At 61.4% G+C, this 25,523-nt stretch carries 24 protein-coding genes and 1 pseudogene; 13 read left to right on the forward strand and 12 right to left on the reverse strand.

All coding sequences use genetic code 11. The features are described 5' to 3' along the window. Positions 1-30 precede the first annotated feature (30 nt). The gene (locus ACWPW0_RS12995; RefSeq protein ID WP_454255520.1) at positions 31-1,632 is read left to right on the forward strand and encodes a malate:quinone oxidoreductase; all 1,602 of its coding nucleotides are present in this window, start codon (positions 31-33) and stop codon (positions 1,630-1,632) included. 525 nt (positions 1,633-2,157) lie between these two features. Next, positions 2,158-3,108 carry a hypothetical protein gene (locus ACWPW0_RS13000; protein WP_454255521.1) on the forward strand — a complete coding sequence of 317 codons (951 nt, stop codon included), beginning with the start codon at positions 2,158-2,160 and terminating at the stop codon, positions 3,106-3,108. Positions 3,109-3,345: 237 nt separating this feature from the next. On the opposite strand, the gene ACWPW0_RS13005 is transcribed toward ACWPW0_RS13000, so the two are convergent. The 5 genes from ACWPW0_RS13005 to pedF are packed head-to-tail and all read right to left on the reverse strand — an operon-like array spanning position 3,346 to position 6,793. Further along, on the reverse strand, positions 3,346-4,281 hold the full coding sequence (locus tag ACWPW0_RS13005; RefSeq protein WP_447591162.1) for a quinoprotein relay system zinc metallohydrolase 1: 936 nt from the start codon (positions 4,279-4,281) through the stop codon (positions 3,346-3,348). Positions 4,282-4,328: 47 nt separating this feature from the next. Next, positions 4,329-4,646, reverse strand: coding sequence for an EthD family reductase (locus ACWPW0_RS13010; RefSeq protein ID WP_447591160.1), 318 nt, complete (start codon positions 4,644-4,646; stop codon positions 4,329-4,331). Between the two features lie 54 nt (positions 4,647-4,700). Beyond that, the gene (locus tag ACWPW0_RS13015) at positions 4,701-5,462 is read right to left on the reverse strand and encodes a quinoprotein dehydrogenase-associated SoxYZ-like carrier (RefSeq protein ID WP_447591158.1); all 762 of its coding nucleotides are present in this window, start codon (positions 5,460-5,462) and stop codon (positions 4,701-4,703) included. 6 nt (positions 5,463-5,468) lie between these two features. Then, the gene (locus ACWPW0_RS13020) at positions 5,469-6,350 is read right to left on the reverse strand and encodes a substrate-binding periplasmic protein (protein WP_454255522.1); all 882 of its coding nucleotides are present in this window, start codon (positions 6,348-6,350) and stop codon (positions 5,469-5,471) included. 5 nt (positions 6,351-6,355) lie between these two features. Then, positions 6,356-6,793 (reverse strand): cytochrome c-550 PedF, encoded by a 438-nt coding sequence (gene pedF / locus ACWPW0_RS13025; protein WP_447591154.1) that lies wholly within the window; start codon positions 6,791-6,793, stop codon positions 6,356-6,358. A gap of 324 nt (positions 6,794-7,117) precedes the next feature. On the opposite strand from pedF, the gene exaA reads away from it, so the two are divergent. The 3 genes from exaA to ACWPW0_RS13040 all read left to right on the forward strand — a co-directional run bounded on the left by exaA (position 7,118) and on the right by ACWPW0_RS13040 (position 10,300). Further along, positions 7,118-8,986, forward strand: a complete 1,869-nt coding sequence (exaA, locus tag ACWPW0_RS13030; protein ID WP_447591152.1) for a quinoprotein ethanol dehydrogenase — start codon at positions 7,118-7,120, stop codon at positions 8,984-8,986. A gap of 126 nt (positions 8,987-9,112) precedes the next feature. Further along, a complete protein-coding gene (locus tag ACWPW0_RS13035) occupies positions 9,113-9,763 on the forward strand; it encodes a pentapeptide repeat-containing protein (protein WP_447591150.1) in 651 nt (216 codons plus the stop codon). Between the two features lie 195 nt (positions 9,764-9,958). Continuing rightward, positions 9,959-10,300 carry an FKBP-type peptidyl-prolyl cis-trans isomerase gene (locus ACWPW0_RS13040; RefSeq protein ID WP_454255523.1) on the forward strand — a complete coding sequence of 114 codons (342 nt, stop codon included), beginning with the start codon at positions 9,959-9,961 and terminating at the stop codon, positions 10,298-10,300. Here the strand turns inward: ACWPW0_RS13040 and ACWPW0_RS13045 are convergent. The 4 genes from ACWPW0_RS13045 to ACWPW0_RS13060 form a co-directional block, all read right to left on the reverse strand. After that, entirely contained in the window at positions 10,271-10,780 is a 510-nt protein-coding gene (locus ACWPW0_RS13045; RefSeq protein ID WP_454255524.1) for a GNAT family N-acetyltransferase, read from the reverse strand. The two genes, ACWPW0_RS13040 and ACWPW0_RS13045, sit on opposite strands and share 30 nt — an antisense overlap. A 62-nt stretch (positions 10,781-10,842) precedes the next feature. Next, positions 10,843-11,310: a GNAT family N-acetyltransferase gene (locus tag ACWPW0_RS13050; RefSeq protein ID WP_454255525.1), complete on the reverse strand. Its 468-nt coding sequence runs from the start codon at positions 11,308-11,310 to the stop codon at positions 10,843-10,845. Next, positions 11,277-12,143: an AraC family transcriptional regulator gene (locus ACWPW0_RS13055; protein ID WP_454255526.1), complete on the reverse strand. Its 867-nt coding sequence runs from the start codon at positions 12,141-12,143 to the stop codon at positions 11,277-11,279. Before ACWPW0_RS13055 ends, ACWPW0_RS13050 begins: the two co-directional genes overlap by 34 nt. A gap of 215 nt (positions 12,144-12,358) precedes the next feature. Next, positions 12,359-13,180 (reverse strand): dienelactone hydrolase family protein, encoded by an 822-nt coding sequence (locus ACWPW0_RS13060; RefSeq protein ID WP_454255527.1) that lies wholly within the window; start codon positions 13,178-13,180, stop codon positions 12,359-12,361. 156 nt (positions 13,181-13,336) lie between these two features. Between ACWPW0_RS13060 and ACWPW0_RS13065 the strand changes: the two genes are divergently transcribed. Then, positions 13,337-14,317, forward strand: a complete 981-nt coding sequence (locus ACWPW0_RS13065; protein WP_454255528.1) for a GlxA family transcriptional regulator — start codon at positions 13,337-13,339, stop codon at positions 14,315-14,317. Between the two features lie 328 nt (positions 14,318-14,645). Here ACWPW0_RS13065 and ACWPW0_RS13070 read toward each other — a convergent pair whose 3' ends face one another. Beyond that, complete coding sequence (locus tag ACWPW0_RS13070) at positions 14,646-15,680, reverse strand: hypothetical protein (RefSeq protein ID WP_454255529.1); 1,035 nt, start codon at positions 15,678-15,680, stop codon at positions 14,646-14,648. Between the two features lie 240 nt (positions 15,681-15,920). On the opposite strand from ACWPW0_RS13070, the gene ACWPW0_RS13075 reads away from it, so the two are divergent. After that, positions 15,921-16,946 (forward strand): AraC family transcriptional regulator ligand-binding domain-containing protein, encoded by a 1,026-nt coding sequence (locus ACWPW0_RS13075; protein WP_454255530.1) that lies wholly within the window; start codon positions 15,921-15,923, stop codon positions 16,944-16,946. A 25-nt stretch (positions 16,947-16,971) separates the two neighbouring features. Here ACWPW0_RS13075 and ACWPW0_RS13080 read toward each other — a convergent pair whose 3' ends face one another. Next, positions 16,972-18,300, reverse strand: coding sequence for an ATP-binding protein (locus ACWPW0_RS13080; protein ID WP_454255531.1), 1,329 nt, complete (start codon positions 18,298-18,300; stop codon positions 16,972-16,974). After that, entirely contained in the window at positions 18,297-18,986 is a 690-nt protein-coding gene (locus tag ACWPW0_RS13085; protein ID WP_454255532.1) for a response regulator, read from the reverse strand. The genes ACWPW0_RS13080 and ACWPW0_RS13085 overlap by 4 nt, the downstream gene beginning before the upstream one ends. Before the next feature lie 140 nt (positions 18,987-19,126). Between ACWPW0_RS13085 and dsbD the strand changes: the two genes are divergently transcribed. The 6 genes and pseudogenes from dsbD to ACWPW0_RS13115 form a co-directional block, all read left to right on the forward strand. Then, complete coding sequence (dsbD, locus tag ACWPW0_RS13090; protein ID WP_454255533.1) at positions 19,127-20,845, forward strand: protein-disulfide reductase DsbD; 1,719 nt, start codon at positions 19,127-19,129, stop codon at positions 20,843-20,845. Continuing rightward, positions 20,845-21,660 (forward strand): prolipoprotein diacylglyceryl transferase family protein, encoded by an 816-nt coding sequence (locus tag ACWPW0_RS13095; RefSeq protein ID WP_447591128.1) that lies wholly within the window; start codon positions 20,845-20,847, stop codon positions 21,658-21,660. Before dsbD ends, ACWPW0_RS13095 begins: the two co-directional genes overlap by 1 nt. A gap of 53 nt (positions 21,661-21,713) precedes the next feature. Then, positions 21,714-22,442, forward strand: coding sequence for a thiol:disulfide interchange protein DsbG (gene dsbG / locus ACWPW0_RS13100; protein WP_454256737.1), 729 nt, complete (start codon positions 21,714-21,716; stop codon positions 22,440-22,442). Between the two features lie 253 nt (positions 22,443-22,695). After that, positions 22,696-23,139, forward strand: a complete 444-nt coding sequence (locus ACWPW0_RS13105) for a DUF2846 domain-containing protein (protein ID WP_454255534.1) — start codon at positions 22,696-22,698, stop codon at positions 23,137-23,139. 163 nt (positions 23,140-23,302) lie between these two features. Further along, a complete protein-coding gene (locus tag ACWPW0_RS13110; RefSeq protein ID WP_454255535.1) occupies positions 23,303-24,808 on the forward strand; it encodes a DUF6531 domain-containing protein in 1,506 nt (501 codons plus the stop codon). A 242-nt stretch (positions 24,809-25,050) separates the two neighbouring features. Continuing rightward, positions 25,051-25,425: pseudogene (locus ACWPW0_RS13115) on the forward strand (DUF6531 domain-containing protein); the annotation flags it as partial. Positions 25,426-25,523 lie beyond the last annotated feature (98 nt).

Below are 25,523 nucleotides of genomic sequence, written 5' to 3' on the forward strand. Positions count from 1 at the left end.
GCCCCCTTTACACTGGAAATGGTCTGTTCAATGAAAAAGCTGTTGTTGCCCCTCGTGTGCCTGAGCCTGCTCGGCTGTGGCAAGACGCCCGAACCGGAAAAAACCGTGGATGTGCTGCTGATTGGCGGCGGTATCATGAGCGCCACGCTCGGCACCTATCTCAGCGAGCTGGAACCGGGCTGGAGCATCGACCTCTACGAGCGCATGGACAAAGTCGCCGAGGAAAGCTCCAACCCATGGAACAACGCCGGCACCGGTCACTCGGCCTTCTGCGAACTGAACTACACCCCGGAAACCGCCGATGGCGGTATCGATATCAGCAAGGCGGTGGTGGTCAACGAATCATTCGAGATCTCCAAGCAGTTCTGGGCCTACCAGGTCGAGAACAAGGTGCTGAACAACCCGCGCTCGTTCATCAACAACGTGCCGCACATGAGCTTCGTCTGGGGTGATGACAACATCGCCTACCTGAAGAAGCGCCATGCCGCCCTGCAACACAGTTCGCTGTTCCGTGGCATGGAGTATTCCGAAGACCCGGCGCAGATCAGCCAGTGGATTCCGCTGGTGATGGAAGGCCGCGATCCGGCGCAGAAGATCGCTGCCACGCGCATGCCGATCGGCACCGACGTCAACTTCGGCGAAATCACCCGGCAACTGGTCGACTCCCTGAGCCGCCATGAGGGCTTCACTCTGCACCTGCGTCATGAAGTGCGCGATATCGTGCGCAATGATGACGGCACCTGGACCGTGGTGGTTGCCGACCTCGGCAACGACGCCAAGGAAAGCAGCGTCAAGGCCAAGTTCGTCTTTATCGGCGCGGGCGGTGCGGCCCTGCCGCTGCTGCAGAAGTCCGGCATTCCGGAAGCCGATGGCTATGCCGGCTTTCCGGTGGGTGGTTCGTTTCTGATGACCAAGAACCCGGAAGTCGTCGCCCGCCACCAGGCGAAGGTCTACGGCAAGGCCTCGGTCGGCTCGCCGCCCATGTCGGTACCGCACCTAGACACCCGTGTGGTCGACGGTCAGAAAGCCCTGCTGTTCGGGCCATTCGCTACCTTCTCCACCAAGTTCCTGAAAACCGGTTCGCTGTGGGACATGTTCGCGGCGATCAGCACCGACAATATCCTGCCGATGACCCACGCCGGCTGGGACAACCTTGACCTCAGCCGCTACCTGATCGGCCAAGTGCTGCTCAGCCACGACGACCGCCTGGCCGCCCTGCGCGAGTACTTCCCTGAAGCCCGCGACGAAGACTGGGAGCTGATCCAGGCCGGCCAGCGTGTGCAGGTCATCAAGAAGGACGCCGAACATGGCGGCATCCTGCAGTTCGGCACCGAGGTGGTCAGCTCCGCCGACGGCAGCATCGCTGCCCTGCTGGGGGCATCGCCAGGCGCCTCCACCGCGGCACCCATCATGCTCAATGTGCTGGAGAAGACCTTCAAGGACAAGGTGCAGACCCCAGAGTGGCAGGCCAAGCTCAAGGAAATCATTCCGTCCTACGGGCAGAAACTGAACAACAACCTGGAGCTGACCAACACCACGCGTGCCCACAGCAGCGCCAGCCTGCAACTGACGTTCATCCCGGTCGAAGCAGAGGCCAGCGAAGCCCCAGCCGAGCCTGCAGAGGCGCTGTAACACTGCACCACGCGCACCACATCCCAATCCCTCACCGCCCGGGGTTGGGATGGGGCCAGAGCGATGCAGCAATACTGCTGCATCACCTTCAAAGCCCCGCCAGCCTCTTCCCAAAAGGGAGATGGCCTTTCCCTCTGGTCGCTCCTTGCGGGCGACACACCGTTGCAAGAACTGCTCTGCCTCATGCAACACGCCCTCTCCTCACAAGGGAGAGGGTTTCCCCATCGCCGCGCGCAAGGCACTTCGCTATCATCCCCATCCCAGACGGCTGCATACCGCTGTGTGCACGGCTATCGATCCACACGCCATAAAAACTGCCCCAGGTTCTGTACGAAAAGCCGTCGAGCGAAGGTCAGGCAAGGCAAAAACAGACGAAGCAGCGGAGTGTGCTGTATGACCCGCTTCGCCCGCCCCTTTGGGGGCGCACTGAAGTGCGTTAGTCGCAAGCAGCTTGCTGAGCCTGTTTTTATCGCAGCATCACCGATGCTTTTCGTACAGAACCTAGAATCAAAGGACATCGCTTTCATGACCCTGCCACGACTGTTACCCCTGAGCCTGGCACTGCTGCTGGCCGGCTGCGGAGCCTACTCCGACTTCAAACTGAACAACGCGGTACAGGACTACAAACAAACCTGCTTCGGGCAGTTCACCAATAGCTGCGAAAGTAAGCTGGTCGACACCAACATCCTGATGCTCGAAAGCCTGCGCAGTCACCTCTCCGATGAGAAAGACGAGCTAACCCAGGCCTTTGGCGATGACGGCTACGAGCGCTTCCTCAACATCGGCAATGGCTTGATCGACAAGAGAATCGAGCAGCAGGAAAGCCTACGTCCCGGCTGGTTCTCGCGCTGGTTCCTCGGTGAAGGTCAACCGATGCGCGGTAACCGCAACACCCTGCTGAATGCCGGAGACATGGTCGAATTCCGCGAAGCACTGATCCAGGCGTTTGCCGCACAGCTGAAAGCCTCCGGCAACGCACCACGAACCGCCGAGGAAACACCTGTTCCTGCCGTGGTTCCCGAAGCACCGGCGACCGAGACGAATGCTGTCGCGCTCAACAACCTCCCGGCGCTCGAAGCCGCGATCGAGGCGCGAGTCGCCAGTGAAATCCAGGAAGATGGCGGCGCGGAATACCAGGACGCCCGCGAAGTCCTAGCGGCCGACCTCAATGGCGACGGCCATGCCGACGCGTTGGTGCTCTATAGCATCGAAGGCCAAGGCGGCTCCAACCGCGCCTACCAGACCCTGGCGGCCTTCTATGCCAGCCCCGAGGGTTACAGCTACCAGGGCAGTACGGTGGTCAGCGGTAGCGCCTCGGATATCAAAGCCATCGGTGCCAACCTGTTCAGCCTGAGCACATTGACCCTGGGCGATGACGATCCGATGTGCTGCCCGAGTGTCGAGAGCATCGTGAAATACCGCTGGGAGAGTGGCAGCTTCACCGAATTGCCGGACGACAGCGTAGCGACGCAATAAGCCGGAGCCGCAGGGTGCGTGGGGCCGTCCTAGAGCCTGTTGTCGTTCGGCATGGAGGGCTGGATCGAGGCAATGCCGGGCGCCGATTGGTGGGCTAAAGCCCACCCTACGTGGGGTGCAGGATTTGTAGGGTGGGCTTCAGCCCACCGTAGCGATGCCTGCAACTGCCTCAAAAAGGCTCACCCCAAGGGTCGGATTTCAACCTAACCCAATGAATTAGAGAAACGCCAACAGCCCCTACAGCTCTTTGTCCACCCGATCCAACCCCAGTTTCTCGTATCGCGGGTACAAGTGGGTGACGCTGCGGATCAGTTCGTAGCGCGACAAACTGACGTTGGCAAATTGCTCGGGAATCGGCGTGCGCAACAGCTCGTTCATGTCCGCGCCCTGGGCGATGCCATCGCGCATAATCCGGTCGAGCCATGTCAGATACGCGCGCATCTGCACGAAGGGCTTCGCATCGCTGGCAACCGGGCCATGACCTGGGACCACCAGCTTGAACGGCAGCGCCTGCAGCACATCGAGATCTGCCAGCCATACGTCCAGGCCCGGGCTGTTCGGTGTGGTCAGCGCTCGTTCGTAGAACACCAGATCGCCGGCGAACAGCACCCCGGTGGTTTCGTCGAAGATGGCCAGGTCGGCACCGGTATGGCCGCTCAACCCCAACAGGCGCAGGCGATGACCACCGATCTCGAGCGTACCGGGCTCAACGGTCTCGGTCGGCAACACCACCTCGGTGCCGCGCATCCAGTCACCGACCATGCGGTACATGTTCTCCGCCATGGCATCGCCCTGCTCTGCCAGCAATTTGCGGGTGCCGGCCAGCGCCGCAATCGGTACATCGGTAAAAGCCTGATTACCCAGGGCATGGTCGGGATGGTGATGAGTCAGCAGGACCTTTTTCACCGGCTTGTCGGTGGTGGCGGCGATGACCTTGCGCAGCGCCTCGCCGTAACGGCGTGATGGGCCGGTGTCGATCACCACCACCCCATCATCGGTTTCGATAAAGGCAATGTTAACGATATTCGCCCCGTTGCTCGTGGCGAAATTGTCCGTGCTGCCTTCCAGCAGCCACGTACCCGGAGCGATCTCCCGTGGCTGCAACCGGTACTCGAGGTCCGCCCAGGCCGGGCTACAGCACACCAGTGCAACCAGCAGAAGAACGTAACGCATGTTCACCTCGCAGGCGATGAAGGAGAAAAAATCAGCTCACTCGGCGATCACGGCGCCATGCGCACTTCGCTGATCTGCACCACCGGCTCGGCATCGGTGAAGTTCGGCAGGTCGCCCATGATGCGTTCGGCGTGCGGCCCGAAATTGTTCTGGAAGGCTTCCAGGCTATCGAAGAACAGGTGACCCGCCGCCACATAGGGTGCTGGGCTACCAGGCGCGCCACCCGCAACCCCCTGGTCAACGGCAATGCCCTTGCACGCATCGCCCAGGCACTCGCGCACCAGCACCATGTGCGGACCGCAGTAATAGCCGATGTCGAAACGCACACCAGGGGTATTGGGGTACAGCACGCTGACTTTGATCATGCTCGGACTTCCTCTCAAAGGGTGGGACGGAACGCTGGTGCGCCCCGCCATGGCTTACAGTTCAGCCTGGAACTCGTTGCCATTGTTGTCGTGCAACCACAGCACCGTATGCGGATGGCCACGCACTTCCATGGTCAGGGTCGGGTTCTCGCTGACTGCCGGGAACAGGTCGAAGCGCGCCAGCACCTCGCCATCCGGGGTGCGCAACTCGGCGTGATCAAGGAAGAACTCTGGCACCCCGCCAACCAGGCCGTTGTCCATCGGGTGGGAAATCTGCAGGCGCAGGCGCTGTACGTCATTGCGCGCGAAGCTGGCACCGTGCACCTGGCCGAGACGGTCTTCCCAACCCGGCTGGGCACGCACCACGCTGGGCGCCGTGCAACCGCCACCGGCGGCGTCGATCCAGGCGGAGCCGACATGCCAGACACCATCCTCGCCCAGCAAGGCGGCGCGAATCGGCGTGGCCTGCTCGATGCGGATGCGGATCGCCAGCAGCGGTACCACATCAGCCGTCGGGTACAGGGCAAACGCCAGGGGAATGGGATTCAGCTCGGCCCATAGCAGCATGCGGGTGAACGTGCCGGGCAAAGCCCGTGCATCGATCTCCACCGGTACCTGCCGTGAATCCTCGGCAAACGGTGGCACGCTGACCTTGACCCGCTCATCGAAGACGAAGGGCGCCCCACCGAGCAAACGCTGGTGGTGGTAGTCCCACATCACCGAGGGCATCGGGTCCTTGCCGGGTTCCAGCTTCTGCGCGGCGCTGGCCAACAAAGGCAGCCCGAGCAGTCCCACCATGAAGCTTCGCCTGTACATGCGCCTTTACTCCACGTCCTGATACAGCCCTGGCAGTTCGTAATACACGCCGTAGCGGGCATAGATCTTCGCCATCTCGCCACTGCGGATCATGTCCTCGAGCAGACCGTCGACCGAGTTGGCCAACTGTCGATTGCTCTCGTGTACCGCCATGCCGATGTCCCAGTAGGGTTGTCCCAATGTGGGATAGGTGTTGTCAGCCTTGAGCAGATTGGCATCCTTGGCCTGATGCACGAGCCAGTCCAGCTCGCCCCGCATGGCCATCACCGCGTCGACCTTGCCGGCGCGCATGGCGTCGAAAGCCGCACCAATCGACGCATAGTGCTCGGTATTGGCCCGCAGCCGGCCAGCCAGCACCGAGGTCAGGTAGAACGACGGCACGCTGTCCAGCTCGACACCAATCTTGTGGTACTGAAACACGCCAATGGTGTCGACCTTGGGCAAGCGCTTGCGCTCATGCACTACCTGCCAGCGCTCACGCTGGTAGGGGCCGAACATATGCACCTGGTCCTGCTCGACCTCGCCGACATCATTGAGGCGATTGGCGTATTCACGGTCGTAGGGGATGCGCAGCATCAGGTCGGCGAGTACGCCCGGGCGCATGTAATGGCCCTTCCAGATGAAGTTGCGCAGGTCATCTTCGAGTTTCTCCCCCGGGGTGACCCAGAGCAGCTCGACCTTGAGCCCCAGCTCATCGGCCAGACGCTGCGCCAGGTCGACATCCACACCACGCGGCTTGCCATCCGTCTCGAAGCTGTAGGGGGGAAAATCCTTGTAGACCGCCACCTTGAGAACACCTGACTCCAGGATGTCCTCATGGGCACGCACGCGCGCCTGCGCCTGGCCGATGACCAGAAGCAGACTGCAAAGCAAAGCGACCAGGCGCATGCGATTTACTCGGCGACGTACAGGCTGTCCAGGTAGCTACGAATTGCCCACAGCGCTTCCTGGCTGAGGAAGTCGGCCATTTTCGGCATGTACACGGCACCATCACGTACGGCACCATTGATTACGCGCTCTTTGTACCACTCGTCACCGTCGGCACCCGGCTCGAGGTAACGCAGGTCAGGGGCGATACCACCGGACATGGCTTCCAGGCCATGGCAACGGGCGCAGTTCTGGTTGTAGGCCGAAGAACCGATCTCGATGGCCAGCTTATTGTTGGCATACGGTGGGCGGTAGGGGTTCTCATCACGCCATTCTTTGCCCAATTGCTCCAGACCTTCCGTGTTCACTGCTTGCGGCACTACATCTCCATGGGCCAGGGCAAATCCGGTCACGCTCAGGCTGGCCGCAAACAGCAGGCCGCGCAATGCGTTGTGCTTTTTCATTACTTCATCCTCTTCGAGATGCTGGGCAAGGCAAAAACGCTCGCCATGAGCGCAGTTGAGAGGATGTTAAGGAGCCCTGCACCCCTACCGAATGCTGCTTTGGTGGTCGACCTCTACTCCCTTCGTAGTAGAGCGTCGGGTGGCCTTGGCCGTCTCTTTCGCAGCAAGTCCAAGTCATATCCCGTATGGGAATTTTTCCCGCCATCACCGGGAGTTTTTCCGTATCGACCGTAGGGTCACGCTCCCACTATGAGCCGCACCTGGTCACCGGTTCATTTACATCACCGGCAACCTCGTGCTCACCAACCTACGGGAACCACAACCATGACAAGAAGACTGTTACCCAGCGCTGCCACGCCACTGGCTCTGACCCTGCAGAGCCTCATTCTCGGTGCCGCCCTCTCCGCCTCGGGCATGGCGGTCGCCAAGAACGTCACCTGGGAAGACATCGCCAACGACCACCTGACCACCAACAACGTGCTGCAGTACGGCATGGGCACCAATGCCCAGCGCTGGAGCCCGCTGGCCCAGGTCAACGACAAGAACGTATTCAAGCTGACGCCGGCCTGGTCCTTCTCCTTCGGTGACGAGAAGCAGCGTGGCCAGGAATCCCAGGCCATCGTCCATGACGGCGTGGTCTACGTCACTGGTTCCTACTCCCGCGTATTCGCCCTCGACGCGAAGACCGGCAAACGCCTGTGGACCTACAACCATCGCCTGCCCGATGACATCCGCCCTTGCTGCGACGTGGTTAACCGCGGCGCTGCCATCTATGGCGACAAGATCTTCGTTGGCACCCTCGACGCCAGCGTCGTAGCGCTGAACAAGGACACAGGCAAGGTCGTCTGGAAGAAGAAGTTCGGTGACCACAGCGCGGGCTACACCATGACCGGCGCCCCGACCCTGGTCAAAGACAAGACCACTGGCAAGACCCTGCTGATCCACGGCAGCTCGGGTGACGAGTTCGGTGTGGTTGGCCGTCTGTTCGCCCGTGACCCGGACACCGGTGAAGAAATCTGGATGCGTCCGTTCGTCGAAGGCCACGTTGGCCGCCTGAACGGCAAGGACAGCACCCCGACTGGCGACATCAAAGCGCCGTCCTGGCCGGATGATCCCCGCTCCCCGACTGGCAAGAAAGAAGCCTGGAGCCAAGGCGGCGGCGCCCCATGGCAGAGCGCGAGCTTCGATGCCGAAACCAACACCATCATCATCGGCACCGGCAACCCGGCTCCATGGAACGGTTGGGCACGTACCTCCGACGGTGGCAACCCGCACGACTACGACAGCCTCTACACCTCCGGCCAGGTCGGCGTAGACCCGAGCACTGGCGAAGTGAAATGGTTCTACCAGCACACCCCGAACGACGCCTGGGACTTCTCCGGTAACAACGAACTGGTTCTGTTCGATTACAAGGACAAGAACGGCAAGACCGTGAAGGCCACTGCCCACGCCGACCGTAACGGCTACTTCTATGTAGTCGACCGCAACAACGGCAAGCTGCAGAACGCCTTCCCGTTCGTCGACAACATCACCTGGGCCAGCCACATCGACCTCAAGACCGGCCGTCCGGTCGAGCGTGAAGGTCAGCGTCCGGCACTGCCAGAGCCAGGCCAGAAGCATGGCAAGGCAGTCGAAGTATCCCCGCCGTTCCTCGGTGGCAAGAACTGGAACCCGATGGCCTACAGCCAGGACACCGGCCTGTTCTACGTCCCTGCCAACCACTGGAAAGAGGACTACTGGACTGAAGAAGTCGCCTACAAGAAAGGCAGCGCCTACCTGGGCATGGGCTTTCGCATCAAACGCATGTTCGAAGACCATGTCGGCGTACTGCGCGCGATGAACCCGACTACCGGCAAGGTCGTCTGGGAACACAAGGAAAAGCTGCCGTTGTGGGCTGGCGTACTGGCCACCAAGGGTAACCTGGTGTTCACCGGTACCGGCGATGGTTACTTCAAGGCCTTCGACGCCAAGACGGGTGACGAGCTGTGGAAATTCCAGACCGGTAGCGGCATCGTCTCCCCGCCTGTCACTTGGGACCAGGACGGCGAGCAGTACATCGGCGTGACCGTTGGTTACGGCGGCGCTGTACCGCTGTGGGGTGGTGACATGGCCGAGCTGACCAAGCCGGTCGCCCAGGGTGGTTCGTTCTGGGTGTTCAAGCTGCCTAGCTGGGAAAAAACCGCTAAGCGCTAAGCCCTGATTGGTCCGTGTGTCCCGCTCTCGCTGGCACACGGCACCAACCTCCTGCCACACGCACCGGAGCAACGCTCCATCCGCTTCGGTGCGCATGGCACACACCCTACACACAGGAATGTCGCCATGAAGTATATGCACCTCCTCCTGCCGCTTACCCTTCTCGTAGCTGGTAGCTATGCCTTGGCCGACGACGAGGATCTCGTCATCAATGGCTGCACCATCGCCCCACAGAGCCAATGCCCTGGGGCCGACCTGCGCAATGCCGACCTGAGCAATCAGGACATGCGCAAAATGAATCTCGCCGGAGCCGACCTGCGTGGCGCCAATCTGCGCCACGCCCTGCTCGACTTGGCCAACCTGGAAAACGCCAACTTCGGGGGCGCCGTGCTCAACCGCGCCAGCCTGCAGCAAACCAACCTGCGCAAGGCGGACTTCACCAAGGCGCAACTGCGCGCCATCAACGGATGGGGCCTGTTCGGTCAGACCGCCCAGTTTCAGGATGCCGACCTGACCGGCGCCTACCTGGAGTTCGCCCGCCTATCCGGCGCGAAAATGCACAACGCCAACCTGACCATTTCCGATCTGGAGATGACCAACCTGAACAAGGCGGATCTCAAAGGTGCCAACCTGACCGACGCCAACCTGCAGGAGGTCAAGCTGTCCGGTGCCAACCTGGAAAACGCCATCCTCACCGGCGCTCGTCGCCACTACGCGACCTTCCAGGGCACCAACATGGATGGCTGCACCGATTGCCCGATCAACTGGGAGAAATGATTTCCCATTGACGCGAACTCCACGCGTCATTTTCAGCCCGACCAGCCCGCCCGTTGCGTCGGGCTTTTTTATCGCCGAACGTGGCACTGGAAGCTCAACGAGCTCTGGTCGAGGCTTGCACACCCGGACAATTCCTGAGAAAAAGCAGCCCCCAAGCAACCAGCCACCTAGGCTTGCCACTGAACAGGACTGACGATGAGCGACGAACTGCAGATACAGGACCTTCACCTCGGCGACGGCAAGGAAGTGGTCAAGGGCGCCCTGATCACCACGCAGTACACCGGCTATCTCGAGGACGGCAGCGTGTTCGACTCGTCCTTCCAGCGCGGCAAGCCCTTCCAGTGCGTGATCGGCACCGGTCGCGTGATCAAGGGCTGGGACCAGGGCCTGATGGGCATGCGCGTCGGCGGTAAGCGCAAGCTGTTCGTTCCAGCACACCTGGCCTATGGCGAACGACAAATGGGCGCGCTGATCAAGCCTCATTCGAATCTGGTGTTCGAGATCGAGCTACTCGAAGTGCTGACCCGGGACGACTGACCGCCCAGTGCCGGAGAATGCATCAGGACTAAACAGGTTGGGCCGTTTCTTCTCATAACGCACATCGCCTGCCTCGACATCACCGGCATAGCTCCAGCCAAGGCGCTGATAGAAACCATTGGCACGAATCTCCTCGCGCCCATCGGTGACCAGCCAGATCGACTCATGGCGCTGGAACAAGGCCTTCTCGGCCTCCTGCATCAACTGCCGGCCCAACCCGCGCCCTTCGTAGCCCGGTTTGACGAACATGGCGAAGAGCTCGCCCTCCTCCAGGTCGACCATCGAAAAGGCAACGGGCAGGCCATCGACAACGGCAAGCCAGGCACAGGTCGCGCTGCCAATCGCCTCTGCCAACGCATCGGACGTGATCCCCAAGTCCGCCATCTGCTCACGAGACAGGTGATTCTGCGTCACGCTTGTGCGGATATCGAAGAGGCTCTCGAGATCCGTCAACGCCGCAGCCCGTATGACGATGGCCATGCCTGGCGCCTCCTGATTATTCAAAGGGGCCGCAGCTTATGCGATACCCGTCGCTCCGGCAATCACGCCTCGGCCAACACCAGGTGCAACAAGGGATAGGGCTTACCGAGACCATCCAGCTCCGAACGGCCTTGCACGCTGAAGCCCTGCGCCAGATAGAAGCCCACGGCCTGCTCGTTCTGCTCATTGACGTCGACCTCGCGTACGCCCATATGGGCAATGGCATGGGTCAGCAGTGCTTTGCCGACACCACCGCCACGGACGTCAGGCGCGATGAACAACATCTCCAGCTTGTCCTGGGCCACCCCACAGAAACCCAGCAGCCGACCTGCAGGACCATAAGCCGCAGCGAGGGTCACCGCTGGCAGGTAATCGGCTTCGACACGGGGCCTGAGTTCCTCGATATAGGCCGGGTCGAGAAAGTTGTGGGTAGCCCGCACCGAGGCCTCCCAGAGTTCGGTTAGCGCACCGTACTGTTGGGCCGTGACCGAGCCGATCAACGGGGTTTGACCGGGATGTAGAGTCGACATTGCAATTCTCCAGAATGATCGGGGAGCGCGTCGTAGCGCTCGAAGCAAGGCCCCATGGCAAAGTCCACGGCCAGCGCGGGCAAGCCTTCGCGGTACAGCGTGCGCCAGGCGCCGGGCAGTTGCTGCGCCGTGCCCCTAAAATGGCTGACGGCATATTGACCACCCGCAAGCCACTGCTCGGCAACCTGCTCAGGCAACAGCCAATCGACCGAGAGCGCCACGCAGGCGTCATAGCGCACACGGGCGGGCTCGGTCAGCTGCGGATCGTCGTGTCCCACGCCGTAAAAATCGCCATTCGGCAGGCCATACTCGCTGAGCCAGTTCGCCATCGCGTCCTGCCAGAAACCGCCGAACACATCGGAATACGGACCGATATGCCGCCGGTAGGCCACGCGTTGTGGCGCCCGCGTTTCCAGCCAAGGAACAGGAACCTCTGAAGCACAAGCATGCACCTGCACGAGGCCGCCCGCCTGATCCAGATTGCTCACCTGCTGCTTGCGCCAGGCACTCGGGCTTTGTCCGTACTGGCGCTTGAACGCACGTGCGAACGCCTCGGCCGAACCGAACCCGACCTCCAACGCCACCTGCAGCACACTCATCTCGACCTTGCAGCTCAACAGCACAGCCGCATACGCCAGTCGCCGCCGGCCGAGGTAATCCGCAGGATTCTCGCCAGCCCAGGTGCTGAACAGCCGGTGCAGGTGATAAGGCGACAAATGACTCTGACGGGCCAGCTCGGCCAGGGGCAAAGACTGGTCAAGATGGCGATCGATATGTCGCAACAACGCCTCGAGCCGACTGGCATGGCGCGCCTGATGATCGTAGGTAGGCATCTGGTGGAACCAGGAGAATTACTGCGCCCAGTATAGCGTGACCTGCCAGCCGGCTTTTTTCACCACATGCACGGCCCCATTTCATACACCACCGTAGGAAACGCCATGACAACACCAGAGAAACCTCCAGTGCGCACGACGCCCCACAATGACATCATTGCCAGTCACCCTGCACATGCCGCTCTTCCATAGGATGCACGTGCAAATCAGGAGGTTTAGCCGATCAGCCTCTGGGCAAAGAACGCCAATATCTCATCGCGCGCAGCCAGTGTCGGCTGCCCGGTTTCGTCGATCAGGTGGGCGGTCACCACGCTGTGCGGGCTGGCCACCACCTGGCTGAAGAATGGCGGGCTCTGCGGATTGGCTGCGCTGTCGGGCAGCACCCTCGCGATAAAGCGCTCACCCAGTGCGTCACTGAATGCCGCGAAGCGTTGCGCCCGGCAATGCTTGTCGCCCTCGAAACGGTAGGCCATGACCGTCAGGTCTTCCCGCTCCAAACGCTCGCGCACCGCGGCCAGTTCTTCCGGGGCCATGTTTACGCCGGCCGGGTCGTCGATGGGCAGCGAAGGCTGGCAGACCACCGGCGCCAGCAGCGACGACTCGAGCATCATCGACAAGGCAAAGTTGCCGGTGAAGCACATGCCAATCGCCCCCACACCCGGCCCGCCGCATTGTTCATGGGCCAGCCGCGCCAGCGCCCGCAACCACTGCGTAACCGGGCTGGATTCATTGGCTGCGAATGCGCGGAACTCGGCGCTGACGCAGGCTCGGCGGAACGTGGCGATACCTTCTTCAGCCTGGGGCACCGCACCATCGCGCCCGAACAGCGACGGCATGTACACGGTGAACCCGGCATCGCGCACCCAACGGCTAAAGCGCGCGACATGCGGACTGATGCCCGGCATTTCCGTCATCACGATCACCGCTGGCCCTCGGCCTGCGACGTACACCCCCTTGCTCACACCATCGAGAGTGATCGAGCGCCGCTCGAAGTCATCCAACGGATCGTCCTGGTTCAGGTTCGCAGTGTTGCTCATGAAAGCCCCTTTTCAGTCGTGCAGTACGTGGCTGTTTCCGCCGATCAAGCGCAGCAGGTGAACTCACACCGATCTCTCCTGCCACGCTTGCCATTGGACGCTTTTCGGCGCCAGACTGGCAGTGTCTGATATGACTGCTTTAGGGCTTAAACCGCCATGCACGATTTTACTGTTCTGGTGCTTCAGGGCGCCTACGCCAGCAGCGTCGCCATTACCCGTGACATGCTTGCCGCCGCGACCGCACTGGCCGGTCGAGCGGGGGTTGCTGCGCCACGCTGGCGGCTGTGTTCCATCGAAGGCGGCCTCGTCACCTTGCAGGGCGGAATGAGCGTGGATACTTGTCGGCTGCCAACCCGCTCTCGCCAGGATCGCTCAGTGTGGATCGTCCCGGGTCTGGGCCTGGAATCCTCCGGCGCCATTGCACAACGCTTCGCTCATAGCGATGTGGAACAAGCGATTGTAGGGCTGAGGCGCCATGTCGCGGTTGGGGGACATGTCGCGGCGTCCTGCTCTGCCGTCTTTTTGCTGCAAGCAACGGGGCTGCTGAAAGAACGGCGCGTCACCACCTCGTGGTGGCTGGCTCCGTTGCTGCAAGGCATGGACGACAGTTGCACGGTCGATGCCGACCGCATGGTATGCACGGACGGCCCCGTGACCACCGCCGGCGCCGCCTTCGCGCAGCTGGACCTGATGCTGCACCTGCTACGCGAACGCTGCGGAACGGCGCTTGCGCAAAGCGTATCGCGGATGATGCTGATCGACGGCCGACAGGCCCAGGCGCCCTTTATCGTGCCCGAGGCGCTGGCCAGTGGTAATGATCTGATCGCCCGGCTGGCGGCGAAGGTCGAAGCCGCTCTGCCCAATCCGCCCACGGTGGCGCAACTGGCGCAGGCGTTCTGCATGTCCGAACGCACCCTCGCCCGTCACGTCCAGAAGGCCACCGGCAAAAGCACCCAGGCATTGGTGCAGAACGTGCGACTGCGGCGTGCCAGGGCTCTGCTGGAGACCAGCCGCATGACCGTCGCCCAGGTCGCCGAAGCCGTCGGTTACCAGGACGCCACTGCCCTCAGGCGGCTGATGCGCAAGATCGGCGGCGCCAACCCCGGCCAGTACCGCGCCGCCATCGCCACCCGCTAACCGTAGGTGTGCCATGCGCACCGTACTTGCTGATACGCACAGCCAGCCCGTTCAACGCTGCTAGGGTCTGTTCCCGTTTCGGCATGGATGACCGGATCGAGGCAATTGCGGACGTTCGACTTTTGAGTTTAATGACGCGTCAGTTGGTGGGCTGAAGCCCACCCTACAGAGTTATACCCCCGCGTAGGGTGGGCTTCAGCCCACCAATTGCGGTGTCAGCTTGTGCCTCAAAGAAGTCCGTTCGAAGGGCTGGATTGGAAGTATATTTCCATCCGATTCAATGAGTTGAAGCGAAACGGGAACAGACCCTAGGGAACCAGGCAAATACCTAGTAGAGATTCCGCAGGTCATGCTTGACCACGGCATCGACCACCAAGGTCGTGGCCTTGCCCAGCAGGCCCTTGCCGTTCATGTGCTCGGACAGCATTTTCGGGAACGAGGGGATGGCGCTCGCACTCACGTGCGTGTCTTTCTGCCACAGCCCAGCCGCGACCAGTTCCGGGCAATGCTGGAAACGGAAGCGCTCGACCTGCAACACAATCGCCACCACCGGCACCTTGCCGTTGACCGCCAGCGATTCGAGCAGTTTTCGGTCAGACGTCAGCCAGGACTTCCCCACCACCGACAGCACGGTGCTGGAACCTGGAATCAGGAACGACGCCGTGACCGAGCCCTCGGACAGCACGTTGATCAACGTACACGCCACCTTGTTGCCAGGGCGCTCCGGGATCAGCAGCGTGTTCCGGTCATGCGCCAACACGAAGCCGTCAGGATCGCCGCGCGGGGAGATTTCCGTGGCGCCGGCGCCGTTCTGCGTCAGCATCAGCAGGTAGGGAGAGCGCTCGATAAAGGCCAGTGCCTCATCGGACAGCGTCGCCTGGCCCTCAATATCCGAGCACGGCGCACTGCCCTCCCGCGCCTCCCAGAACTCCGCCCGCACCTTGGCCCGCGAGCAATGCAGGAACAGCGCATCAGCCTGGAACTCCAGGAACAGCCCCGTCTCTCGCCGTACCACCGAGGCGCGGCCATTGGCACGCAGGGCGAAGCCGATGCCCGACATGATGAAATACAGGCTGCACGCCAGCACCGCCGATTGCTGCAACGGGGCCGGCAGCGGTTTGTCCGCCGGCCACACCAGCACGATGCGGTCGCCCTCTGCACGCACCACCGGCGTATCGCGGATATTGAAGTACTCGATGTCCAGCGACGGGTCGATAAACCCCACCGCGCACACGGACGCGTTCTGAATGATGGTCAGGCAATACTCGTCGACCTGAGGTTGCAGCCGCTTTTTCATCATCGCCGGAGGCTCGGCAATCAACTTGCGCAGGCTTTTTACCGAATCGACCTTGTCCGCTTGCATCGCCAACACTCCTTTCCCGCGGGCTTGATAGCCCCGATGCTAGGTCCCGAAGCGGTAGACAACCATGGCGTCAGGGATCAACTCAGGTGGCGTTCGGTTGCAACCTGTGGCCCCTGACACTGCCCATCAACCGCAACATTCGGCGACGCGTCCGCAGCAGCCTTACTGCTCCGGCGATGGCGCGGCCTACGGGCAGCGCGTTACAGTTTCCGTCTCCCCCTCGACAGGACCCGCCACCCGATGCGAAGACCCACCAGCGTATCTGCCGTTGCCGTGCTGGATCTGCACGACCTGCTGCTGGACATGGGCCTGGCCACTGCCGAGCAGATGAGCGCTGCCGGGGTGCATCGAGACGAGTTGATCGACCGCAGCGACAACGCCCGCCCCCTGCAGGAGCAACGCCTCGACGAAAAACACCTGCTGGCCCTGTGGCAGATAGCCGCCAACAACACCCGGATACCCCACGTCGGGCTGGTGATCGGGCAAACCTTCAACCCCGCCACCCGTGGGGTACTGGCCAGCTGGCTGTTCCAGTGCACCGAAGCGGGCGAAGCCCTGCATGTCTTCCAGAAGCACATCGCGCTGATGAACCCATCGGAAAGCTGGACCGTCACGGAGATCGGTGAAGAGCTGGTACTGGAATTTTCCTTTGCCCCCGATAAGCCCTATCCCCAGGCCGCCATCGAGCGCAGCATGAGTGCCCTGCTCAGGTGGGGCCAGGAAATGACCGGGGTGCCCATCACACCCAACGCTTGCGAATTCACCTTCCCACGTCCGGCCTATGCCGAGCGTTATGTCGAGGTGTTCGGCAGCCACCTGCACTTCGGCAGCCCGCGAAACAGCCTGCATCTGCCCCGCGCCTTTCTGCATGCCCCGATTGGCAGCGCCAACAGCTACCTCAAGCACCTGCTCGAAGAGCGTGCCTTGCAGGCCTTCCAGCATTTGCAGGTCAATGGTGAATGGCTGAACAAGGTGCGCCAGCTGGTGCAGGCAACCTTGAAGGATGGCGTGAGCATCGAACAGGTCTGCCAGACCCTGCACGTCAGCCGCCCGACCCTCTATCGGCGGCTGAAAGAGGAAGGCACCAGCTTTACCGAACTGGTCAGCGCCGTGCGCAAGGACCTGGCCTACAAACAGATCCAGCAAGGCCTGCCCATCGCCACCGTCAGCGAAGCGCTCGGCTTCAAGGATGTCAGCACCTTCCATCGGGCATTCAAGCGCTGGTTCAATCAGTCACCTGGCGCCATTCGCGGGCCGTTCACCTGAATGCGTGCTACCAACTGGCGCGCGCTCAGATTGTCTGCTGCAACGGCACCCACAGGTTCACCTCCAATCCCTCCACGCCATTGTTGAAACGCAGCTCACAACCACAGCGCTGAGCGACCGCCTGGACGATGGACAAGCCCAGCCCGCTGCCATTGCTGCCGCTGCTGCGCCAGAAACGCTGGCTCATCTGCGCCAGGTGTTGCACCGGGATACCGGGCCCCTGGTCGTGCACGCTGAAGCACACCCGCCCGGCTTGCTGCCGGATAGCCAGACGCACACGACCCTGCTCGGCACCATGGCGCAAGGCGTTGTCCAGCAGGTTGCGCAGTGCTGCGACGGCCAGTGCGGGCGGCATGTCCAGCGGCGCGTCGTCGATATCGGCTGCGATCGCCAGATCGATGCGGGACGCCTGGCCCTGATTGGCATCGGCGATGGCCACCCGGGCCGCCTGGATGGCCGAGCACTGCTGGCCATCGTCGAAATCCAGGCTGCCCTCGACCCGTGCCAGCAGGAGCAATTGCTCCAGTGTGCGTTGCAAGCGATCGGCGCCCGCTTCGGCATTGGCCAGCGCCTGGTCGATGGCAGCGCCCTGGGTCATCCGCGCCACCTGCAGGTGGGTCTTGATCGCCGTCAGCGGGCTGCGCAGCTCATGCGCCGCATCACCGGTAAAGCGCCGCTCACGGGCCAGCGCCTGGGCGATGCGCTGGAACAACTGGTTCTGGGTTTCCACCAAGGGCTTGAGTTCGCCAGGCAAGTCGCCTACTTGCAGCGGTTCAAGGGAGTCTGCACTGCGCCGGGTAAGCGCTTCACGAATCCGCTGCAACGGCGCCAGGCCACGGCCGACGCCCAGCCAGAGCAGCGCCAGGCTACCCAGCAGCGCCACCACCACCGGCACCGCCGCCGCCAATAGCACCGAGCGCTTGAGCGTGTTGCGTTCATCCAGACGATCAGCGGTGGTGATACGCAGCTCGCCCTGCACCAGGGTGAAGCTGCGCCAGGGCACCCCGTCGATCAGTTGCTCGTGAAAGCCCAGGCCATCGGCATCCAGCTGCTGGTCAGGGCTGGCGTGGCTGCGCGCCAATACCTCGCCGCGCAGCGAGCTGACCTGGCAGGCCAGGCCGTTGGGGATACCCAGTTGTTCGGCGCTGATCGCCGCTCGCGTGCCATCGCTGGCCAGCGGCTGGGGCAACTGCAGCAACAGCCCGGCGACCATGCGTGCCGACGCGGCCAGGCGCTCGTCCAGCGAGCGCATCATCTGCCCACGCAGGTCGTAGAGCATCCAGGTGGCGGCCAGCGCCCAGAGCAGCACGAAGGCCGAACCGAGCATCAGGGTCAGGCGCAGGCGCAGGCTCATTGTCCTGACTCCTGCCGAGCAGCGTCGCCAGCCGGCCCCAGGCGATAGCCCAACCCGCGCACCGTCTCGACGATGCCATTGCCCAATTTGCGCCGCAGGTGATGGATATGCACGTTCAGCGCGTTGCTCTCGACGTCCTCGGCGAAACCATAGATCGCATCCTTGAGCTGGTCGCTGCTGAGCACCCGCCGTGGGTTGTGCAGCAGTGCCTGCAACAGCGCCTGCTCGCGCCGTGACAGGTCAACGGCGCGACCGTCCAGGCGGGTTTCGCAGGTGCTCGGGTCATAGCTCAGCGAGCCATGTTCGATCAGGTTGACGCTACGCCCGGAGACCCGCCGCTGCAGCGTGTGCAAACGTGCGGCCAGCTCGCGCAGGTCGAAGGGTTTGAGCAGGTAGTCATCGGCACCGGCCTGCAAACCAATCACCCGGTCGCTCACCGCGTCACGGGCCGTGAGGATCAGCACCGGCAGGCTCAAGCCCTGCGCACGCAAACGGCGCAGCAGGCTGATGCCATCGGCATCGGGCAGGCCCAGGTCGAGAATCAGCACATCGAAGTCGGCCGCCTGCAACAGGGTTTCGGTGTGCGTCGCCGTGGCCGCGTGATCCACGGTCAGGCCCTGGGCCATGAGGCCAGCGACGATGCCACTGGCGATCAGTGCGTCATCCTCAGCGAGTAATACATGCATGGCAGGCAGTTCCGCACCTAAAGAGTCGATTATCGACCTTAGCGATTAAGGCAGCATTATGCAGCTCACGCACACCGTTAATGCCGCGTTAATGCCGCCCACCCATGCTGCAGCGCATCTGCCATCCGAATGGAGTGCCCATGCGCGTTCTGCTTTCTCTGCTTTGCCTGTTGTTGCCGGGGCTGGTGACGGCGGCCGACGGGTTGTTCTCATCACCCGCACAACGCGATTTCCTGCCCGTCGAGCAGGCATTCGAACTGAGCGTAACCCCGCTACCAGGCGATGCCCTCGAACTGCAGTGGCGCATCGCGCCGGGCTACTACCTGTACCAGAATCGCCTGCGCTTCGACGGCCTGCCGAGCGAGCAAATACCGCCTCTGCCCGCAGGACTGGACCACCACGATGAGTTCTTCGGCGACACGCAGATCTACCGCGATAGCCTGACCCTGACAGTGCCTGCGGGCAGCGCCCGCGAGCTGCAACTTGGGTGGCAAGGCTGCGCCGATGCCGGGCTCTGCTACTCACCGCAAAGCCGGACGCTGCCCCTGCCCGGCGCGACGGCGGTAGCCGACGACCAGGCCCTGGCTCAGGGGCTCGCCACCCAGGCACTGGTGTGGAGCCTGCTGGGTTTCTTCGGCCTCGGCCTGCTGCTGGCCTTTACCCCCTGTTCGCTGCCGATGCTACCGATCCTTGCCGGCATCGTCGTCGGCAATGGCGCCAGCCCCCGCCGCGCGTTGCTCCTGGCCTCGACCTATATCGTCAGCATGGCGCTGGTCTATGCCGCCCTCGGGGTGCTCGCTGCCCTGTTCGGCGCCAACCTGCAGGCACTGTTGCAGCAGCCATGGCTGCTGGCGAGCTTCGCCAGCTTATTCGTGGTGCTGGCCTTGCCCATGTTCGGCTTCTTCGAGCTGCAACTGCCGGCAGCGCTGCGCGACCGACTGGCCAACGCCGGGAGCCGGCAGACAGGCGGCAACCTGGTCGGCGCCAGTGTGCTCGGCCTGCTTTCCGGGCTATTGATCGGCCCTTGCATGACCGCGCCCCTGGCCGCTGCACTGCTGTTCATCGCGCAGAGCGGCAACGTCATGCAGGGCGCCTTGGTGCTATTCACACTCGGCCTTGGTATCGGCACACCGCTGCTGTTGCTGGTGACCCTGGGCAAACGCTTTCTGCCACGCCCCGGCGCCTGGATGGACAGGGTCAAGGGGCTGTTCGGCTTCATCTTTCTCGCCGGCGCGTTGCTGGTCGCTCGACCGTTGCTGGCCGATTGGCTGTGGCTGGGCTTGTGGGGCGCCTGGTTGGTGATCCTGGCCAGCGCACTGCTGCATATCGCCGGGCAACTGCAGCGACACTCACTGCCCTGCCGCGCGACGGGTGCGCTGCTGGGCCTATGGGGCGTGCTGATGCTGCTGGGCGCAGCCGGCGGCGCCGATGATCCCTGGCAGCCGCTGACGCCTTACGCGACAGGCACGACATCCGCGCACGCGGCCTCCGACAGCGCCCTCACGCTCACCGAACCGGCTCAACTGGATCGCGAGCTGGCAGCCGCCAAGGCACAGGGCCAGTGGGTGCTGATCGACTATTACGCCGACTGGTGCGTGTCGTGCAAAGTCATGGATAAACAGGTGTTCGCCAAGCCCGAGGTGCAGGCCAGCCTGGCCGGTGTACGGGTGCTGCGCCCCGACGTGACGCGCAGCGATGCCAACAGCCAGGCGCTGCTGCAGCGCTACCAGGTGCTCGGCCCGCCGACGCTGCTGTGGATCGGTCCCGATGGCCAGGAACGCCGTAGCGGCCGTATCACCGGCGAGGTGAACGCACAACAATTCATCGAACGCTGGAACAACGTACGGGAGCGTGGCTGATGCTGACCCTGAACCTTGGCCCACTGACCCTGGCAGTCCCCCATGCGCTGCTACTGGGCAGCCTGCTGCTGGCCACATTGAGTGGCTGGTGGGCTGGCCGACGCACCGCCAACAACCCCGAGCGGGTGCTGTTCCGTCTGTTTCTGGTGGCTTTGCTGGGGGCGCGCCTGGCGTTCGTATTGATGTACTTCAGCCACTATCAGGATGCCCCCTGGCGCGTTATCGATATCCGCGACGGTGGCTTCATCGCCTGGCCGGGGCTGCTCGCCGCCCTGCTCCTGGCCGGCTGGATACTCTGGCGTGACACCAGACAACGCAGGCCGCTGGCCATCGCCCTGCTCGTCGGCCTGTGCAGCTGGGGCCTGGGCACTCTCGCCTGGCAAGCCCTGGAACGCGGCACCCGGCTTCCCGAAATGGCCCTACGCGACAGCCAGGGCCGTTCGGTGGCGCTGGCCGATCACCTGGGCAAGCCGTTAGTGATCAACCTGTGGGCCACCTGGTGCCCGCCCTGCCGTCGCGAGATGCCGGCCCTGGCCGCTGCGCAGGCCAGCCATCCCGATACCGTGTTCCTGTTCGTAAACCAGGGCGAGAGCACAGCAGCCATCGAGCAATTCCTGGCCTCGCAGAACCTCACGCTGCACAACGTGCTGCTCGACAGCGGCGGCCGGCTCGGCCAGCACGTGGGCTCCATGGCCCTGCCCACCACCCTTTTCTATAACGCCGAGGGCCGCCAGGTTGGCAGCCACCTCGGTGAACTGTCGTCGGCCAGCCTGGCCCGCGCCCTGGAACAACTGAAAGAGGATGCCCACGAGTGACCCGAATCCATTCCATGAAACGACTCAAACAACTGGCCTGCACCCTGACCGTCATGACACTGCCCGGCACCACGCTGTGGGCCGAGAGCTGGCCGCAACCGATCCAGGCCATCGAGGCGCGTGGCGCCAAGATCATCGGCACCTTCGACGCTCCCGATGGGCTCAAGGGCTATGCCGCGCTGTACCAGGGCCAAGGCGTGGCGCTGTACCTGACGCCTGACGGCAAGCACGTACTGGTCGGCAACCTGCTCGACGCCAAGGGCGAAGACCTCACCCAGGCGCCCTTGCAGGCGCTGGTGTACGAGCCCATGAGCAAGGAAATGTGGAGCCGTATGCAAGGCAGCACCTGGATCGCCGACGGACGCGCCGACGCGCCGCGCATCCTTTATGTGTTCAGCGATCCCAACTGCCCCTACTGCACGATGTTCTGGCAACAGGCTCGACCCTGGGTCGAGGCCGGCAAGGTGCAACTGCGGCACATCATGGTCGGCATCATACGGGCCGACAGCGCCAACAAATCCGCCGCCCTGCTCAGCGCCAAGGACCCCAGCGCCGCGCTCAGCGAACATGAACGCGCCGGCAAGGCCAGCACGCTCAAGCCGATGCCGAGCATCCCGGCGGCACTGAGCAAGCAATTAGCCGACAACCTGGCACTGATGGGCGACCTGGGCGCGCACGCCACCCCGGCGATCTTCTACCTGGATGCCGACCAGCGCCTGCAACAGCAACAAGGCGCGCCACGGGCCGACGTACTGGAAGCGATCATGGGGCCGCGCCCGTAATAAGGGGGTGGTAACCCAGATTCATGCATCGCTGCCATGGTTTGCCATGGCAGCGTTTGGCCATACGTCAATGCAGATTGGCTTATCCCAACTGAAACCTCAGTCACCGGCACGAGGCTATTCAGCCGCCATGAAGCCAGCAGATGCTGCCATCCAGCCCGTCGCAAAAATGATATCAATGCGCCATAATCGCGCAGCTAAGCCAACTGGCCACGCCTCAAAACTGTTCATATCAAGATGAAAAGGACTTCCCATGCAAAGCCGCTTCAAGCTGTTCGCCACGGCATTCGCCCTCGCTGTACTCACCGGCTGCGCCTCCGTTCCTAAAGGCGACCCGTCAGAAGATGCCCGACTGAAAACCTTCCCCGCCCCACCTGCTGATCAAGCTGGTTTGTACATCTATCGCGACAGCTTTGCCGGCAAGGCATTGAAAAAGAGCGTCAAGATCGACAACGAAGTCATCGGCGAAACCGCCAACCAGGTGTACTTCTACCGCCTCATCACACCGGGCCAACACGTACTCGCCACCGAGTCCGAATTCAGCGACAACACCCTCGACCTGCTGGCCGTTGCCGGGCAGAACCATTACGTGCGCCAATCCATCAAGATGGGCGTGTTCGTGGGCGGGGCGAAGTTGGAAGTCGTGCCGGAAAGTGTGGCGCAAGGGCATTTGAAGAACTGTACGCTTGCGAAGTAACTGGGAAAGCAAAGAGCCGGACTTGCTATAAGTTCAGCCCTCATTTTTTCAAATAGGCTAATGATTTGTTTAAAAGCTGCCTTTTGAAAGAGTGCGCTCGGCTAAAGCAGTTCTCTCAGTAAATAAATCCGCCCCCTTTTCTCATAAACCAGCATGATTAGTTATGCGTGTATATTTTTCCATTTTTCTATTTTCCACTATAATAATGCATGCCTCTGCAGCTGACTTTACTTGGTACGTTCAGAATCCACGTATAAGTTACGGACACATACTTGATGAAGAGTTACTGCCTACGACAGCCTGCAAAAAAACCGCATCTATTGAGACATCTAGATCTCCCATATACGATGATTACCCAGGAGTATATACATATGTTTCATCGACTTTCGTCTCGGAGACGCAGTGGACTTGCACTCTAAACTACAAGCGAAACAATAGCACCTACACTGGCAACCAAAACTATGTCGTCGGTAGAGTTGGAAATTCATGCCCTACCTCAACTAACAGCAACTTCACAACGGGCGGATGTACTAACGAAGAACAAAAAGGTCCACCAGAAAATACCTGCATAGGTAATCCCATCAATTTTTCTATCGGAAACAAGTTCCAGACTGAAACCGACTATTCGGCCAGCGGTAGCTCTTCTCTAGGTTTTGTTCGCAGCTACAACAGCCTAGATGGCCTCTGGCGCCACAATTTTTCGGCCTACTTGCGTTTTGCTGGCACCCAGTACGTGTCGATGGTACAGGCACACGGCCGCGAGTCCTTCTTTACCGTTAGTGGCACAGCCGTTACCCCAACCTCAGCCGATCACGGCGTGTTGACCAAAACGGGAACGACAAGCTGGCAGTACATCTCAGCGACCAATGAGCGCTTCACCTTCGACTCCGTCGGCAAGCTAACTCAATGGTCCAACGTACAAGGCGCGGTGCATCAGCTTGTATATTCTGGCAGTCAGGTCACGGTTACCGATAACCTCGGCAACAGCTTGACCTTTACCGAAGACACCGATCACCAACCGCTGACCCTGACGGTGCCGGGGGTACAAATTACCTACAGCTACAACACCAACAAACGCCTGGCCTCTGTGACTCGCGTTGCTGGCGGCCAAACCACCCAACGTCAGTACCACTACGAAGTAGCTGGCAAACCTGATCTGCTCACCGGCATTACCGACGAGCGTGGTGTGCGCTATGCAACTTGGACGTATGACGCTCAAGGGCGTGCTACGTCCAGCGAACATGCAGATGGTGCCGAGCATGTTGGAGTTTCCTACAACACGGACGGCACTGTGTCAGTGACCAATGAGCTGGGCAAGGTGGCCAAGTACAGCTTTGAGTACATCAAGGGAGTACGGCGAATTACTTCAATTCAGGGCGAACCCTCCCCCAACTGCCCCAACAGCAATTCCAGCTTCACTTACGACAGCCGTGGCCTGCTCAAGACCAAAACCGATAACAAAGGCATTCTCACTACCTACGATTACAACGACCGTGGCCTCGAGGTATCACGCACAGAAGCAGCCGGCACACCTCAGGCACGGACCACCACCACGACGTGGCACCCAACGCTCTTCCTACCTTTGACGGTGACAGAAGCAGGCCGCACCACTCACTATCAATACGACAATCAGGCACGGCAGATTAGCCAGACCATCGACTCGCTATGATTTAGACGGATCTAATTATGAAATATAAATCAAACTATTCAACGCACATAAAGCACTCGACATACTTAGTAGCGATCATAATAATTTTATCACTCACTGAAACCACACATGCTCAGGAAAAATTTCATTGGCGATGCCTATATAAATGGTGCACAGGTCACCACCCGACCCCAATGCTCGCTGCTTATGAAGAACTCGCAACCCAGAATTGGAATATGAGCGAGGTAACCTGGACAGGTTGTATGCTTCTATCAGAAAACAAGGCTCAATGTTACTTCTTTAAACCTCACAACACCGGCCACATATATGCATATAGATTTGGCCTATCATGCGATGGTCAATACACATACAACGTTGCCACAGGAATTTGCGAGTCACCCACAGAGCCACAGGAAAGCAAAGAGAAAGGAGTGCCGCCTCCACTAGCATGCATTGCAAACCCTATAAACTTAACGAGCGGAAATAAATTCCAAGAAGAAATCGATCTAGCGAAGAGCACTAGCACACCTCACTTCTCAAGATACTACAACAGTTCCGATGGCCTCTGGAGTCACTCTTACGCCACCCGCCTCGCTCTTGGCGAGAAAAACATTACCCTTATTAGACATGACGGATACCAATCTTCATTTTCCCTCAATGGAATTATCATAGAGCCAGAAGCAAATGAACTAGGAAAGCTCACAAGAGAATCGAGCACATGGGCCTATACGTCGCC

It is taken from the genome of Pseudomonas sp. Marseille-Q8238 (assembly GCF_965111915.1).

Bases quoted from the DNA above. Each gene is read 5' to 3' on its own strand.
- ACWPW0_RS13095 (WP_447591128.1), top strand. From the start codon at position 20,845: ATGCTGACCCTGAACCTTGGCCCACTGACCCTGGCAGTCCCCCATGCG.
- ACWPW0_RS12995 (WP_454255520.1), top strand. From the start codon at position 31: ATGAAAAAGCTGTTGTTGCCCCTCGTGTGCCTGAGCCTGCTCGGCTGT.
- exaA (WP_447591152.1), top strand. From the start codon at position 7,118: ATGACAAGAAGACTGTTACCCAGCGCTGCCACGCCACTGGCTCTGACC.
- ACWPW0_RS13005 (WP_447591162.1), bottom strand. From the start codon at position 4,281: ATGCGTTACGTTCTTCTGCTGGTTGCACTGGTGTGCTGTAGCCCGGCC.
- ACWPW0_RS13015 (WP_447591158.1), bottom strand. From the start codon at position 5,462: ATGTACAGGCGAAGCTTCATGGTGGGACTGCTCGGGCTGCCTTTGTTG.
- ACWPW0_RS13040 (WP_454255523.1), top strand. From the start codon at position 9,959: ATGAGCGACGAACTGCAGATACAGGACCTTCACCTCGGCGACGGCAAG.
- ACWPW0_RS13075 (WP_454255530.1), top strand. From the start codon at position 15,921: ATGCGAAGACCCACCAGCGTATCTGCCGTTGCCGTGCTGGATCTGCAC.
- ACWPW0_RS13085 (WP_454255532.1), bottom strand. From the start codon at position 18,986: ATGCATGTATTACTCGCTGAGGATGACGCACTGATCGCCAGTGGCATC.
- ACWPW0_RS13070 (WP_454255529.1), bottom strand. From the start codon at position 15,680: ATGCAAGCGGACAAGGTCGATTCGGTAAAAAGCCTGCGCAAGTTGATT.
- ACWPW0_RS13035 (WP_447591150.1), top strand. From the start codon at position 9,113: ATGAAGTATATGCACCTCCTCCTGCCGCTTACCCTTCTCGTAGCTGGT.
- dsbD (WP_454255533.1), top strand. From the start codon at position 19,127: ATGCGCGTTCTGCTTTCTCTGCTTTGCCTGTTGTTGCCGGGGCTGGTG.
- ACWPW0_RS13065 (WP_454255528.1), top strand. From the start codon at position 13,337: ATGCACGATTTTACTGTTCTGGTGCTTCAGGGCGCCTACGCCAGCAGC.
- ACWPW0_RS13010 (WP_447591160.1), bottom strand. From the start codon at position 4,646: ATGATCAAAGTCAGCGTGCTGTACCCCAATACCCCTGGTGTGCGTTTC.
- ACWPW0_RS13050 (WP_454255525.1), bottom strand. From the start codon at position 11,310: ATGTCGACTCTACATCCCGGTCAAACCCCGTTGATCGGCTCGGTCACG.
- ACWPW0_RS13055 (WP_454255526.1), bottom strand. From the start codon at position 12,143: ATGCCTACCTACGATCATCAGGCGCGCCATGCCAGTCGGCTCGAGGCG.
- ACWPW0_RS13045 (WP_454255524.1), bottom strand. From the start codon at position 10,780: ATGGCCATCGTCATACGGGCTGCGGCGTTGACGGATCTCGAGAGCCTC.
- pedF (WP_447591154.1), bottom strand. From the start codon at position 6,793: ATGAAAAAGCACAACGCATTGCGCGGCCTGCTGTTTGCGGCCAGCCTG.
- ACWPW0_RS13105 (WP_454255534.1), top strand. From the start codon at position 22,696: ATGCAAAGCCGCTTCAAGCTGTTCGCCACGGCATTCGCCCTCGCTGTA.
- ACWPW0_RS13080 (WP_454255531.1), bottom strand. From the start codon at position 18,300: ATGAGCCTGCGCCTGCGCCTGACCCTGATGCTCGGTTCGGCCTTCGTG.
- ACWPW0_RS13110 (WP_454255535.1), top strand. From the start codon at position 23,303: ATGCGTGTATATTTTTCCATTTTTCTATTTTCCACTATAATAATGCAT.
- ACWPW0_RS13000 (WP_454255521.1), top strand. From the start codon at position 2,158: ATGACCCTGCCACGACTGTTACCCCTGAGCCTGGCACTGCTGCTGGCC.
- ACWPW0_RS13060 (WP_454255527.1), bottom strand. From the start codon at position 13,180: ATGAGCAACACTGCGAACCTGAACCAGGACGATCCGTTGGATGACTTC.
- ACWPW0_RS13020 (WP_454255522.1), bottom strand. From the start codon at position 6,350: ATGCGCCTGGTCGCTTTGCTTTGCAGTCTGCTTCTGGTCATCGGCCAG.
- dsbG (WP_454256737.1), top strand. From the start codon at position 21,714: ATGACACTGCCCGGCACCACGCTGTGGGCCGAGAGCTGGCCGCAACCG.